The following is a 12,827-nucleotide window of genomic DNA, read 5'->3' as shown; positions in this document are numbered from 1 at the left end:
CGCGCGGAGGGTAGGGGCAGCGCGGGTGGGTAGGTTGCTGCCGAATTCAACGATCTGAATACGTAATGTCCCCACCCACCTGCATGCATCCGGTCATACCAGCTCTCGCATGCTTGCCATGACGTCGCAGATCGACAACGCTGCGCAGCCGCCGCACGAGCACGCGCATGCCGCCTGCAGCACCCTCCCTGTTACTGCTCGATTTCGATGGCGTGCTGGCCAGCTACTCGCGGCCGCGCCGTGTGGCCGCACTTGCTGCGGCAGCGGCATGCACGCCGCAACGGGTGCACCAGGTGTTGTTCGAGCAGGGCCTGGAGCGCGCCTACGATGCCGGAGTCATCGACACACGCACCTATCTGGCGCAATTGAGTGAGGGGCTCGGGCACTCGATCGATCGCGCCGCCTGGATCGACGCGCGCGCCGCCGCCTGCCGCGCGGATCCATCGGTGGTGGCACAGGTGCTGGCGGTGTCGGCCAAGACGGCGGTGGCAGTGCTCACCAACAATGGCCCGTTGATGGCCGAGGCGATCGAACGGATCGTGCCGGCGTTGTTCCCGCTCTTGCAGGGGCGCGTGCTGTGCAGCGGCGCGCTGGGCGGCCGTAAACCGGACCTGCAGGCGTATCAGCGCGCGCTTGCGCAACTCGGCGAATGCGCGGAGCGGACGCTGTTTGTCGACGACCTGTTCGTCAACGTGCGCGGCGCCCGTGCTGCCGGCCTGCATGCCGATACGGTGCGCGATGCGCGTGCATTGCGGCGGGTGTTGAAGCGGTATGGCGTGGCGTGAGCGGCCGGGAATCGGGAATCGGTGAGCATCGCGAAACACTGATCACCATCCAGCGATGCGGCGGTTGGCACTGCAGTGACTGGACGGAACATGGCACATTCTTGCGTGAGAGAAAATCAGTGACGCAGCGACTTGACGTCGTCGATGGTCACGACTTCGCCATAATCATTGCCGAAGTGGGTGCGCACATAACTCACCACTTCGGCCACCTGGCGGTCATTGAGCGTACTGCCGAAACCGGGCATTCCGCCATGCCCTTTGAGTACCATCATGGTCACGTAGGGAGCAGCGGCCAATTTGGAATTTCCGGCAAGTGCGGGATACTCGCCCGCTCCCCGTGCGCCCTGCCCGGCCGGCATGTGGCAGCCTTGACAGATCACTTGATAGACCTCCTTGCCAGACGCCTTGGCAAGACCCTGCACAGCCGACCGACGCAGTGCGCCCGCCGGGCCCTGCGCCTGCGCATGAGGTAGATCCGACAGCATTAACAGCGAGCCCCAGGCGATCATGCACGCGCCAGCTACCAAGCGTGGAAATAGTGTCATGCGTGTGTTGCTCCAGAAATTACTTTACGGTGCAAACGGTCCACGACATCGAGGGCCGACAGAATCGCGCCCTCTTGCCAAGCCGGTAGATACGAAACGTGCTCGCCGGCCAAAACCAGGCGCCCATCGATCTGGCACAGTGGGATGTAATGCTCGGCACGCGTTTGATCATTCCACATACCGTAGCAACCATGTGTAAACGGCACCCGGTTCCAACAGACGGCGAGGCCGTTTTCAAATTCGCGCGGATACTGCGGATGCAGCTGTGCCCCGTACTCCAGCGCCTTGCGTACGCGCTGATCTGGCGTCATCGAGGTAAAGTCGTAAGCATTGATATTCCAGATATATGCTCCCAGTAACACGCCCTTACCCGACCGGTGATACCCGTGGCTGGGGTAACCTATCATCGAGATCGGTAGGTCGGTATAGCTGATGCCTCCATAGATCGCCTCGTCTTCTTCCCAGAAGCGGCGTTTGAATTGCAGCGCAACTTTCACCGATGCCCCGTATGGCACGCTGCTGATCGCCGTGGTCATCGCGTCGCTGGCGGTGACCGGGATACGGCTGAGCACCGACAACGGAATCGTGCAGATGCACCAGTCGGCGCTGCCCGTGCGTTCTTCGCCGCCGCGCGCGGCGTCCTGCCAGGACACGCGTACGCCGCTGCCGTTCTGATCGATCCTGGTGACCTTGGCGTTATAGGTAATGACATCGCCAAGCTGGCGTGCGAATGCCTTGCCGATATGATCCATGCCGCCCACCACCTGGAACATGGTGGTCTGCATTTCGTAGTTGGTGCTGCCGGCTGCCAGCGTGGTCCACAGACGAGACCGCAGGACGTCTTCCACACTAAAAGGCTCAGAGAAATCCGGCTTTCCGCCTAAACCGCCACCAGGATCATGCGCGAAGCCGCGCCGCTCGCTGCTCGGCATGCCCTTGAGATAACCAAAATTCTTATCGAGCGCCCCCCATTCACGCAACGATTCGAGCAGCAGTTCCTGATCTTCGCGGCTGACGGTCTTGTCCAATGCCTGTTGCTGGGTGCACTTGGCCAGCAACTCGGAAACGTGCCCCCTGTAATCCGCATCAATGGCGCGAAAGCGCTGTGGCTTGCCGCCGAAGGCTATTTCGCTGTGCAGCAGGGCGCTGAAGTTGACCTGATTAAATGCCTCAAGCTTTACCCCGAACTGCTTGCAGTAACTCAATACCGCCTTGTGGTGCGAGGGAATGCGCCAGGGTCCAGGATCGAAATACTCGTCTTTATCGAAATTACAGTGTTGAGTGGCACCGCCAAGTTCGGTGTAGCGGTCGCCACCACGCAGCGTCCAGTTGCGCCCCCCTGGGCGGTCATTATATTCCAGCAGCTGTACGCGATATCCGGCCTTGCGGAGCTCGAAGGCGGCGGTCATGCCAGCCAGCCCTGCCCCCAGGATCAATACCGAGGTGCCTTTCGGGTCGCCGTCCAGCTTCATTGGCCCGGTGAACTTGGATTCGGCTGCCATACCAAGGCCACTCATCGCCTGGTACATCAGTGAGCTACCGGCGGTCATGCCGATACGTGCCAGCAATTGCCGCCGCGTCATCGCGCCAACATGGTTATTATGCATACATTCTATCCGTGCAATGAGTCTGGCCTGCCAAACAACGGGCGGCGGCCCAAAATCGGTCTCGATACCTGAGTGCGGTATCGACCCAACATAATTAGTGTTCCCAGACCTTATGCGTCGCGCGGAGGGCATGGGTCGCTCAAACGGTAGATCTCATCCACGTAAACGAAGCGAGCGGACAAGATCTTCCTCATCCTGCGCCGATTGGTCATAGTCACAAAGACGCTTGCCAGCCAGCCTCTCAGTCGACGCTGCCGGACCACATCACGAGCGCGCACATACCGCCCGCACCACTATCCCTGCTAATGCTCGACTTCAATGGCGTTCTGGCCAGCTACTCGCAGCCGCGCCGTGTGGCCGCACTTGCTGCGGCAGCGGCATGCACGCCGCAACGGGTGCGCCAGGTGTTGCTAGAGCAGGGCCTGGAGCGCCTGAGATGCCGGCGTCATCGACACGCCGGCCTATCTGGCGCAACTCTGCGAGGGACTTGGCTGCGTGATCGATCGCGCCACCTGGATCGACACGCGCGTGGCGGCATGCCGCGCGGACCCAGCAGTAATGGCACAGGTGCTGGCGGTGTCGGCCAAGACGGCAGTGGCAGTGCTCACCAACAATGACCGGTTAATGGCCGAGGCGATCGAACGGATCTTGCCGGCGTCGTTCCCGCTATTACAGGGGCACCTGCTGGAGAGGCGCGCTGGCCGGCGCAGTGCCGGCCACGATGGCGCAGAAGACGCAGGACGCCATCCCTACTACGCCGTGTAGTCGGCAATCGCCAAGCGCAAACGTGCCAACCCATCGGCCAGCTCGGCATCGGTCAGATTCAGCGCCGGCACGATACGCAACACATCCGGCCCCGCCTGCAGCAACAGCAGGCCATGGGTGGCCGCAAAATCCAGAATCGCACCGGCCTGCCCGGCATGCGCAGGCGCCAGCACTGCGCCCAGCATCAGGCCGCGCCCACGAATCTGCGCGAACACGCCGAACTCGGCGTTGAGCGCCTCCAGACCGGCGCGCAACGCAGCCGACTGCCGCGCCACGTTCTCGGCGATCTGCGGCGAGGCCAGCTTGCGCAGCGCCACGCGCGCCACCGCGGCGGCCAACGGATTGCCGCCGAAGGTGGTGCCATGCGCGCCGAACTGCATGGTCTCGGCCACCTTGGGGCCGGCCAGCATCGCGCCGATCGGGAAGCCGCCACCCAGCGCCTTGGCCAGCGTCACGATGTCCGGCGTCACCTGCTCCTGCCAGTGCGCAAACAGCGTGCCGGTGCGGCCCATGCCGCACTGGATCTCGTCCAGCACCAGCAGTGCACCGTGCTGATCGCACAGCGCGCGCACGCGGCTCAGAAAGCCCGGCGCGGCCGGCATCACTCCGCCCTCGCCCTGAATCGGCTCCAGCATCACCGCAGCGACATCGCCCGCCGCCATGGCTGTTTCCAGTGCCGCCACATCGTTGAAATCCACATAGCGAAAGCCGCCGGGCAGCGGCTCGTAGCCTTCCTGATACTTGGGCTGTGCGGTCGCAGTGACCGAGGCCAGGGTGCGCCCATGGAAGCTGCCGCGGAAGGTCACGATGACGCGCTTGTCGACCGGGCGGCCCTGACTGCTGGCCCACTTGCGTACCAGCTTGATCGCCGCCTCGTTGGCCTCGGTGCCCGAGTTGCAGAGAAACACCTTCTGCGCAAAACGCGAAGCAGTGACCAGTTCCTCGGCCAGCTTCAGCGGCGGTGCGCTGAAGAACACGTTGCTGGTGTGCCACAGCTTGCCGGCCTGCTCGGTGAGCGCAGCCATCAGATCCGGATCGTTATGGCCCAGCCCGCTGACCGCGATGCCGGCGGACAGATCGACATATTCGCGGCCCTGGTCGTCCCACACGCGACTGCCCTGTCCACGCTCCAGCACCACCTGGCGCGGGCGGTAGACCGGCAGGTAGTAATGCGCGAGAGACAGGGGCGAATCGGCAGCGGTGCTCATGATGGTGGGTCGCAGAAGCGGAGGGAGAACCTGCATTCTCGCGCATTCGCCGGCCTGCGGCACAATGCGCGCATGCGCCCTTTCTCCGATCCTCAGCTTACCCCTGCCACCGACGACGGCTGGCGCCGGCAATGGTTCGACATCATCTACCGGCACGACACCCGCCCCTCGCGCAACTTCGACCTGATGCTGATGGTGGCGATCCTCACCAGCGTGGTGGTGATCATGATCGACAGCGTGCCGCGCATCCATTCGCATTCGGCGCACTGGCTGGTGCCGCTGGAATGGGCGTTCACCGTGCTTTTCACCGTCGAATACGCATTGCGGCTGGCGGTGGTGCGGCGCCCGCTGCGCTATGCGCTCAGCGTGTGGGGGCTGATCGATCTGTTGTCGATCCTGCCCAGCTATCTGTCGTTCTTCGTGCCCGGTGCGCAGACGGTGCTGGTGGTCCGCGTGCTGCGCATCCTGCGGCTGTTCCGCATCCTCAAGCTCACCCGCTACATCGAGGAAAGCGGGCAACTGGTGGATGCGCTCTGGCGCAGCCGGCGCAAGGTGCTGGTGTTCCTGTTCACTGTGCTCACCATCACCGTGATCGCCGGCGCCACGATGTACGTGATCGAAGGCCCGCAACATGGGTTCACCAGCATCCCAACCAGCATGTACTGGGCCATCGTGACCATGGCCACGGTGGGCTTCGGCGATCTGGTGCCGCAGACCACGCTGGGCCGCTTCGTTACTTCGGCCTTGATCCTGATCGGCTACAGCATCATCGCGGTGCCCACCGGCATCTACACCGCCGAACTGGCCAGCACGCTGCGCGAAGGCGGCCACGCCGGCAAGCGCGATGTCCGCAATTGCCCGCGTTGCGGGCTGGAAGGCCATGCGCCGGATGCGCGGTATTGCCGGCAATGTGCAGAGCCGCTGCCGGAACTCTCCAACGGCTAAATTGTCTTGGAGTGGTTTGGAGTGGTTTGGAGTGGTTGGGCAGTGCGGGTGGATCAGGTGTGGAGCGGCTGATCTGTAGGTTGGCTGCAGGGTCCTTGCCCGCTCACCATCGCGGGACACGCCGCAAGTACGTCCATGTAGGCTCTTACGCGGCATCCATGCCGCGTAAGGTCCCGCGCCGGTGAGCGGGCAAGGACCCGTCGAGATGGTCGGTGTGTGTGGTGCAAGCAATGCATGGCGTGCTTCTACTTTGCTGGCTCACATGTAATTCTGCGACCCGCATCAGCAGGCCAATGCAACTCGCGAGACGGCCAGCTTTTTACGCAGCTACCGACCAATGTCCTGGTGCGGTTTCCTCACCGATTGCGGGACCGTGTGGCGGCATGGATGCCGCCACCGAGCCTACATGGAGGTACTTGCGGCGTGTCCCGCGAGCGGTGAGGACACCGCGCCCTCGACCGACTGGACTTTTGACTACATCTAAAGTCAGCTACTACTCGAAATAGCGGTACCTTCGGAACTTGCACAATCACCTGTTCGATGCGCTTCCACAACGCGACAGAGACGCGTGCACAGCATCAATGCGACATGCGGTTGCTCATGTCGATCAGATCGTTGTAGCTGGCCAGCACTGCCTGGCGTGTGCCACCCGGCGGCATCGAGCCGCTTTCCAGCAGCATCTGCTCGCTCTTGTTCAATGGTGTCTTGGTGCGGATACGCTCGACCAGTCGCCCGGACTCGCGCGCCAGCTTGTCGGCGGAGCGTTCCATGTGGCCCCACATCGCATCGCCCTGGCCGACCTTGGCTTTCTGCGCCTCTTCCAGAATGCCTTGGTAACGCGCGAGCTGGGACTGCGCTGCGGCAAGGTCCGGCGTGTCGTTGTCGAGCACCTGCACCAGTTGCTTGCCTTCGCCGATGATCTTCAGGTGATACCAGGAAGCGCTGCGGCCTTCTTCCTTTTCGATCGCATCGATCTGCGCCTGGCGACGCGTGTCTTCATTATGTTCAAGCGCGGTATTCATGGCTTCGCCAGCTTCGAAGAATGCCTGATAGGCCTGCATCAGCGGCGCGTGCAGCGCCTTCATGCCCTTGCCGTCGTCGCGTAGATAATCCTCGCGGTCGTAGTAGCGCACCGCTTCCCCGATACGTTCGTTGAGCGTGGTGAAACGTTCCTGATAGGTCTTGGCCACCGGGTCGAGCTCGGGGTTGGCCGGCGTTTGCGCCAACGCCGCAGTCATCGGCGCGCCACATTCGTCCACGTGATGCGAGAGCACCGTGCCCGGTGCATGGATACCGCTTTCCTTGCCGGTCGGACCAGCCTCGGGGTCCTGCATCCAGCCGATATATTGCTGATAGCTCTCATGGATCGGCTGCTCGACGCCGTTGAAGCAGGTGATGTAGGCGTTGATCTTGTCGGCGCCTTCCACCGCGGCGGCGGGTGCGTTTTTCTGGCAGCCGGCAAGCAGCGCAGCGAAAGCCATCGCCGCGGCGAGCGGCGCATAACGAAGTTGATGGGTCATCTTGCGTTCCATTGATGGGTTGAAGAAGGTGGCGCCGCAGCGTGCGGCCGAATGACATCTGGCGCAGCCGATCGCCCGGCACACGAACGATGGCTGAGGACAGCAGTGCTTACTCACGATTGCTTTCGGACACCAGTGCGTTGTAAGTGTTGAGCAACTTGCGCGACGAGCCTTCGGGCGCCAGCGTGGGGCTATTCAACCAGCCCTGTTCCAGCTTGCTATAGGGCGTTTTTTCGACCACGCGTTTCACCCGCGCCTTGGCTTGTCTGCGGAAGGTTTCTGCAGCGGTTTCGAAGCTGTTCCAGGTCAGCTTGCCCGGCTCTTGGTCGGCCACCTTGGCATGCGCCTCATCGGAGAGACGGTTGAAGCCGTCCAGCAGCGCGGTGACACGTGGCACGTCGAACTGATCCTCTTCCAGCGCATCGGCGATCTTCTTGGCGTCGAGCATCATCGCCAGCCGGTAGTACTCGCGCTTGCGGCCCTCGCCCCGCTCCAGCATCTTGAGTTTTTCGCGTTGCGCCGCGTCGTTTTGTATGTCCAGTTCGGCGCTGAAGGTGGTACTGGCATCGGCGTAGGTCGCCAGCGCATCCATCAACTCCGGATGCAGCTGTTTGCCCTTGGCGAACTGGTCGTCTTCGTAGTCCTGCCGCGTGTAGTAATCGGCCACCGCGTGACTGATCGGCTGCAGCGCCTTCAATGCCGCGCGGTAGTCGCGTGCCGCCTTATCCAATGCAGACAGCGATGGTTTCGCCGCAGCGGCCGCACTGACCGGCGCATCGCACTGCTTCATGTCGTCGTGGTCGATATCGTACGGACCGGTCATGCCGGATTCGCGACCGGTCGGGCCGACGAACGGGTCCTGCATCCAGCCGGTGTAGTACCTGGCGCCGGCGTGCACTTTCGCGTTGACGCGGTTGAAGCAGTCGATGTAGGCGCCGAGCTTGGCGTTGATGCCCTGCAAGGAATCCAGCTGCTCTTCATTCGTCTTGGTATCGGCACCTGTTGCAGGCTGCTGAGACTTGCCGCCACAGGCGGTCGCCAGCACGGACACGCAGGCCACCAGGAAAAGCACACGGAACTTCGGAGACACGCGCGGTACATCCCTGTTGGAAACGTTTTCAGCCGCGCACGATAACAAACCCTACTGTGAACTTTTTGTGCTCACTGCAGGACGGGCGTAAGACAGCTGCACCTCGAAAGCGCGACCGCTGGTCTGCCACATCGATCCTCAGAATCGCGGAACCCCCGCACGCCGATTCCCGGCCGCCCTCCGTATCCAGCCAAGCGCGCTGCGATGTTCGCCGCACTCAGTCGAGAAACAGATCCGGCAGCAAGGCACGCGACGGGTCGACCGCATAGCCGCTCAGGTCGGTGATGCCGGCCTGGGCCAGCACCTCGTCGTCGATCAGGAACTGGCCATGAAATCCTGCCGCCTCGCGCGTGAGCACTGCATGTGCGGCGTCGGCCATGATCTCCGGCCGGCGACACGCCGCGGCATCCACGCCATCGATCATATTGATCGCATCGGTGGCGATCACGGTGCGTGGCCATAGCGCGTTGACCGCCACCCCTTGCGGGCCGAACTCGGCGGCCAGCCCCAGGGTCACCAGACTCATGCCCATTTTGGCCAAGGTGTAACCGGTATGCGCGCCCCACCACGCCGGGTTCAAGGACGGTGGCGGCGCCAGGGTGAGGATGTGCGGATTGGCCGCCTGCAACAGATGCGGCAGGCACGCTTGTGCGCACAAAAAGCTCCCCCGCGCATTGACCTGCTGCATCAGATCGAAGCGCTTCATCGGCGTGTCCAGCGTGCCGCGCAACCAGATCGCGCTGGCGTTATTTATCAGGATGTCGATACCGCCGAACGCCTCGACAGTCGCGGCCACCGCCGCACGCACCTGCTCTTCTTCGCGGATATCGCACTTGAGCGCCAGCGCCTGCCCACCGGCCGCAGTCACCGCCTCGGCCGCGCTATGGATGGTGCCCGGCAACTTGGGGTTGGCCACCGCCGATTTGGCCGCAATCGCCACATTGGCGCCATCGCGCGCCGCCCGCAGCGCAATCGCCAGGCCAATCCCGCGCGAAGCACCGGTGATGAACAGGGTTTTGCCGTTTAAGGTCATGGGATTGGGGATTGGGGATTGGGGATTGGGGATTTGTGAGCTTACAGCTCGAGCAATAACGGCACGGGATTCGGGATTCGGGATTCGGGATTCGGGATTCGGGATTCGCAAAAGCTTATCGCCTTCGCCCCTCCGCTCGACCAACGCCACAAACCAAGCCATGCGCCGTTACGAATCCCCAATCCCAACTCCCTAATCCCGGCACTTCAAGGCTTCGGCCCCTGCCCCTCGTTGTCTTCCCAATGCAACACGCGGCGGGTCACGAAACGATAGACTGGTTTGCCGGTGGCGAACCACAGCTCGCGGACCCACGAGGTGCGCTTGAGCACGCGGCGTTCCACCGGGGTGATGGCGGCCGGGCAATACATGCGCTTGTGCTTGAGCAGATGGCGCAGATCCTCGCGGGCAAGCAGACGCATCCAGCGCGCGCGGGGATTGCCGCGCACCGCGAGCTGGAAATCGATCACCGCCGGGCTGCCGTCGTCCTGCACCAGCCAGTTGGCCTCTTTAGCCAGGTCGTTGTGCGCCACCCCGCAGCGGTGCAGCTGCTGCAGCAACTTGCGTGCGGTACGGAAGTAAGCAAGATCGCCGCGCGGCGGGCGCTGGTACATCGCATCGCCGGCCAGATAGCTGCGATCCAGCTGGCGTCCATCCCAGCGCAGCAGCCGTGGCGTCCGCGGCAATCCATCCAGCTGACGCAAGGCCAGGGCTTCGCGTCGCGCCAACCACCAGGCCACGCCGCGCAACAACCACGGCGCTACGCTCAGGTCGCGTCGCACGAACACGCGATCGCCTTCGCGGATCAACAGGATGCGCCCGAAGGTATCGGACTTCAGCGGCAGATGGCCGGCGGGATCGTCACTCATCCCTGCATTGTAGGCGGGCCGTCCGCCTCGCCACACAGCGCGCGTTGCCTGCGTGTCACACAAGCGTGCAACGTTGCCCGCTCGCAACCTGAGGTGAAGCAGGCAGGCCGATGTGATGACGGCGCAAGTCCCCTCGTCGCCACGCCCACCTATAATTCGGCAATGAACTCATGGATCGACGCCACGCTGGAGTGGATCGGACACCACCCCACCTTGGCTGGCGTGGTGATCTTTGCCATCGCATTTTGCGATGCGGTGATCGTGCTCGGCGCCATCGTGCCGGCGCTGCCGTTGCTGTTTGCCATCGGCGTGCTGATCGGGCTCGGCCAGATCAACGGCCCGTATGCAATGGTGTGCGCGGCCTTGGGCGCGTTCGTCGGCGATGCGTTGAGCTTCTGGGTAGGCCATCGCTGGGGTCACCAGCTGCACACCTATTGGCCGTTTCGCCGCTATCCGCAATTGCTGGAACGCGGCGAGCTGCTGTTCCGGCGCAATGCCTTCAAGAGCATTCTGATCGCCCGCTACGTGGGCGCGGTGCGGCCGTTCGTGCCGGCCATCGCCGGCATGTCGCACATGCCGTTCAAGCGCTATCTGTTTGCCAGCGGCCTGGCCTGCATCTCGTGGGCGCTGCTGTTTCTGGTGCCGGGCTGGGTGCTGGGCACCGCCTACGATGCCGTGGCGGCGGTGGCGGGGCGTTTGTTCGTGGTGGTTACGCTATTGGTCGCGGTGATCGGGCTGGCCTGGGCGGTGGTGCTGTACTCGTATCGCTGGTCGGCCGGCCATCTGGATGCGCTGCTTGCGCGGCTGCTGGAGTGGTCGCATCGGCATCCGGTGCTGGGCAACTGGTCGGTGGGCGTGTTCGACCCGCGCCGTCGCGAGTCGGTGCCGCTGGCGATGATGGCGTTGATGCTGCTGTTGCTGGGCTGGGGCTGGTTCGTGCTACTGATGGTGGTGCTGGCGCATGGCGAGCCGCTGCGCGTGGACCTGGCCGTGCACGATCTGATGCTGGCGTTGCGCAACCCGCTGGCCGACTACCCGATGGTGGCGCTGGCCTCGCTGGGCGACTGGCAGGTGCTGCTGCCGGCGATCGCCGCAGCGATGGGCTACCTGGCCTGGCGCCAACGCTGGATGGCGGTGGCGCATTGGGTGATCGCGCTGGCCTTTGGCCTGGCGTTGACCCAGTTGCTGGGCGCCACCGTGCAGGTGGTGCGCCCGCCGGCAGCCAGCAGCGGATTCGGGTTTCCGTCGGTGGCCGTCACCATGGCCACGATTGGCTTCGGCTTCTTCGCATTGCTGATCGCGCGCGAGCTGCCGGGCCGGCGACGGGTGTGGCCGTATCTGGTCAGCGGCGCAATCGTCTCGCTCATTGGATTTGCACGGTTGTACCTGGGCGCGCATTGGCTGAGCGACGTGGTCGGCGGCATGTTGTTCGGCATCTTCTGGCTGCTGGTGCTGGGCATCGCTTACCGACGCCGCGCCACGCGCGCGTTCTGGGTCAAGCCGGTGTCGTGGATGTTCTACGGCGTATTCCTGACCTGTGCGATCGTGTTTGCCCCGCGCAATCTGGAAACCAAACTGGCCAAGTTCGAACCGCCGCCGCCGCTGCTGATGGAGTTGCCCGCCAGCGACTGGTGGGACGGCCAGTGGCGCCTGCTGCCGGCACGCCGCAACGAATTCGACGACGACCAGCGCTGGCCGCTGGACGTGCAACTGGCCGGCCCGCTCGCACCGCTGCAGCGCCAACTCGAAGCGCGCGGCTGGCGGGTGCAACCGCAGGCCGGTTGGGAGCAAGCGCTGCATCTGCTCGATGTCAGCGGCCGCCCGGACGAGGTGCCGATCCTGCCGGCCACGCTGGATACACAGGTCGAAGCGCTGCTGATGGTGCGTCATGCCGCGCCCGGCCATGTGCATGTGCTGCGCCTGTGGCCTGCAGCGGCTCGCCTGCAACCAGACGCGCAACCACTGTGGGTGGGCAGCACCCAGACGCTGCGCTACAGCCGCCATTTCAGCCTGATCGGGCTGTGGTATCCGCTGCGTGGCGTGGACCCGGCGCTAAGCGCATTGCGTGAAGCACTCGGCCCATTGCCGCATCGCGTCGAACAGCGTCGGCGCTCGCAGGTACCAGTGATCTTGATCGACAGCACTTCCGGAAATGCGGTGCGGCGAGAGGACAAAGACAATGCCGCACCGCAGACGGAAACCACAGGGTCCGATTCGACTGCATCGGATCCGTCACAACAGCGTCGTTGATCGATCGGGTAACAGCAGCGATCGGCTGGAAAACGCGCAGTCCTGTAGATAAGAGCTGCTAGGGCCTGTTAACACATCCGAAGCCCATCAACGACTAGGACGAAGCTGAGGAATCCAAGGAACATGACATCCAGCTTGTCGAAGCGCGAGAAAATCCGGCGGTAGCCTTTCAAGCGACGGAACAGTCTCTCTACTTCGTTGCGCCGCTTGTAC

Annotated in this window: 10 protein-coding genes and 2 pseudogenes; 4 read left to right on the top strand and 8 right to left on the bottom strand. The window is 63.5% G+C overall.

Features of this window, described 5'->3' with window-relative positions; all coding sequences use genetic code 11:
- Nucleotides 1-167 precede the first annotated feature (167 nt).
- Nucleotides 168-785 carry an HAD-IA family hydrolase gene (locus ABS769_RS00060; protein ID WP_317059749.1) on the top strand — a complete coding sequence of 206 codons (618 nt, stop codon included), beginning with the start codon at nucleotides 168-170 and terminating at the stop codon, nucleotides 783-785.
- A gap of 116 nt (nucleotides 786-901) precedes the next feature.
- On the opposite strand, the gene ABS769_RS00055 is transcribed toward ABS769_RS00060, so the two are convergent.
- Both ABS769_RS00055 and ABS769_RS00050 read right to left on the bottom strand, forming a co-directional pair.
- The gene (locus ABS769_RS00055; RefSeq protein ID WP_317059747.1) at nucleotides 902-1,330 is read right to left on the bottom strand and encodes a c-type cytochrome; all 429 of its coding nucleotides are present in this window, start codon (nucleotides 1,328-1,330) and stop codon (nucleotides 902-904) included.
- Nucleotides 1,327-2,937 carry a flavin monoamine oxidase family protein gene (locus ABS769_RS00050; protein ID WP_317059745.1) on the bottom strand — a complete coding sequence of 537 codons (1,611 nt, stop codon included), beginning with the start codon at nucleotides 2,935-2,937 and terminating at the stop codon, nucleotides 1,327-1,329. The genes ABS769_RS00055 and ABS769_RS00050 overlap by 4 nt, the downstream gene beginning before the upstream one ends.
- A gap of 278 nt (nucleotides 2,938-3,215) precedes the next feature.
- Here ABS769_RS00050 and ABS769_RS00045 point away from each other — a divergent pair.
- Nucleotides 3,216-3,624: pseudogene (locus ABS769_RS00045) on the top strand (hydrolase); the annotation flags it as partial.
- A gap of 65 nt (nucleotides 3,625-3,689) precedes the next feature.
- Here ABS769_RS00045 and ABS769_RS00040 read toward each other — a convergent pair.
- Complete coding sequence (locus ABS769_RS00040; RefSeq protein WP_317059743.1) at nucleotides 3,690-4,910, bottom strand: acetylornithine transaminase; 1,221 nt, start codon at nucleotides 4,908-4,910, stop codon at nucleotides 3,690-3,692.
- Nucleotides 4,911-4,982: 72 nt separating this feature from the next.
- On the opposite strand from ABS769_RS00040, the gene ABS769_RS00035 reads away from it, so the two are divergent.
- Nucleotides 4,983-5,855, top strand: coding sequence for an ion transporter (locus ABS769_RS00035; protein WP_317059742.1), 873 nt, complete (start codon nucleotides 4,983-4,985; stop codon nucleotides 5,853-5,855).
- A gap of 578 nt (nucleotides 5,856-6,433) precedes the next feature.
- Here ABS769_RS00035 and ABS769_RS00030 read toward each other — a convergent pair.
- The 4 genes from ABS769_RS00030 to ABS769_RS00015 all read right to left on the bottom strand — a co-directional run bounded on the left by ABS769_RS00030 (nucleotide 6,434) and on the right by ABS769_RS00015 (nucleotide 10,364).
- On the bottom strand, nucleotides 6,434-7,375 hold the full coding sequence (locus ABS769_RS00030) for a YiiG family protein (protein ID WP_317059741.1): 942 nt from the start codon (nucleotides 7,373-7,375) through the stop codon (nucleotides 6,434-6,436).
- Between the two features lie 109 nt (nucleotides 7,376-7,484).
- Nucleotides 7,485-8,465, bottom strand: a complete 981-nt coding sequence (locus tag ABS769_RS00025) for a YiiG family protein (RefSeq protein WP_317059740.1) — start codon at nucleotides 8,463-8,465, stop codon at nucleotides 7,485-7,487.
- 217 nt (nucleotides 8,466-8,682) lie between these two features.
- Nucleotides 8,683-9,498 (bottom strand): SDR family oxidoreductase, encoded by an 816-nt coding sequence (locus ABS769_RS00020; protein WP_317059739.1) that lies wholly within the window; start codon nucleotides 9,496-9,498, stop codon nucleotides 8,683-8,685.
- Nucleotides 9,499-9,704: 206 nt separating this feature from the next.
- Complete coding sequence (locus tag ABS769_RS00015) at nucleotides 9,705-10,364, bottom strand: serine/threonine-protein kinase (protein ID WP_006448836.1); 660 nt, start codon at nucleotides 10,362-10,364, stop codon at nucleotides 9,705-9,707.
- 162 nt (nucleotides 10,365-10,526) lie between these two features.
- Here ABS769_RS00015 and ABS769_RS00010 point away from each other — a divergent pair, with 162 nt between their 5' ends.
- Nucleotides 10,527-12,614, top strand: a complete 2,088-nt coding sequence (locus ABS769_RS00010; RefSeq protein WP_317059738.1) for a bifunctional DedA family/phosphatase PAP2 family protein — start codon at nucleotides 10,527-10,529, stop codon at nucleotides 12,612-12,614.
- A 68-nt stretch (nucleotides 12,615-12,682) separates the two neighbouring features.
- On the opposite strand, the pseudogene ABS769_RS00005 reads toward ABS769_RS00010, so the two are convergent.
- Nucleotides 12,683-12,827: pseudogene (locus ABS769_RS00005) on the bottom strand (IS5-like element ISCARN85 family transposase); the annotation flags it as partial.

Origin of the sequence: Xanthomonas hortorum (assembly GCF_040279205.1) — a bacterium.
In the GTDB taxonomy this organism is placed as follows: Bacteria; Pseudomonadota; Gammaproteobacteria; order Xanthomonadales; family Xanthomonadaceae; genus Xanthomonas; species Xanthomonas hortorum_F.
The sequence above is the reverse complement of the archived record's forward strand: the minus strand, read 5'-3'. Positions and strand labels throughout refer to the sequence as shown.

What these genes read in the sequence shown, in the direction of transcription:
- ABS769_RS00015 (WP_006448836.1), bottom strand. Translation starts at nt 10,364, where the DNA reads ATGAGTGACGATCCCGCCGGCCATCTGCCGCTGAAGTCCGATACCTTC.
- ABS769_RS00035 (WP_317059742.1), top strand. Translation starts at nt 4,983, where the DNA reads ATGCGCCCTTTCTCCGATCCTCAGCTTACCCCTGCCACCGACGACGGC.
- ABS769_RS00050 (WP_317059745.1), bottom strand. Translation starts at nt 2,937, where the DNA reads ATGCATAATAACCATGTTGGCGCGATGACGCGGCGGCAATTGCTGGCA.
- ABS769_RS00055 (WP_317059747.1), bottom strand. Translation starts at nt 1,330, where the DNA reads ATGACACTATTTCCACGCTTGGTAGCTGGCGCGTGCATGATCGCCTGG.
- ABS769_RS00060 (WP_317059749.1), top strand. Translation starts at nt 168, where the DNA reads ATGCCGCCTGCAGCACCCTCCCTGTTACTGCTCGATTTCGATGGCGTG.
- ABS769_RS00010 (WP_317059738.1), top strand. Translation starts at nt 10,527, where the DNA reads ATGAACTCATGGATCGACGCCACGCTGGAGTGGATCGGACACCACCCC.
- ABS769_RS00040 (WP_317059743.1), bottom strand. Translation starts at nt 4,910, where the DNA reads ATGAGCACCGCTGCCGATTCGCCCCTGTCTCTCGCGCATTACTACCTG.
- ABS769_RS00020 (WP_317059739.1), bottom strand. Translation starts at nt 9,498, where the DNA reads ATGACCTTAAACGGCAAAACCCTGTTCATCACCGGTGCTTCGCGCGGG.
- ABS769_RS00030 (WP_317059741.1), bottom strand. Translation starts at nt 7,375, where the DNA reads ATGACCCATCAACTTCGTTATGCGCCGCTCGCCGCGGCGATGGCTTTC.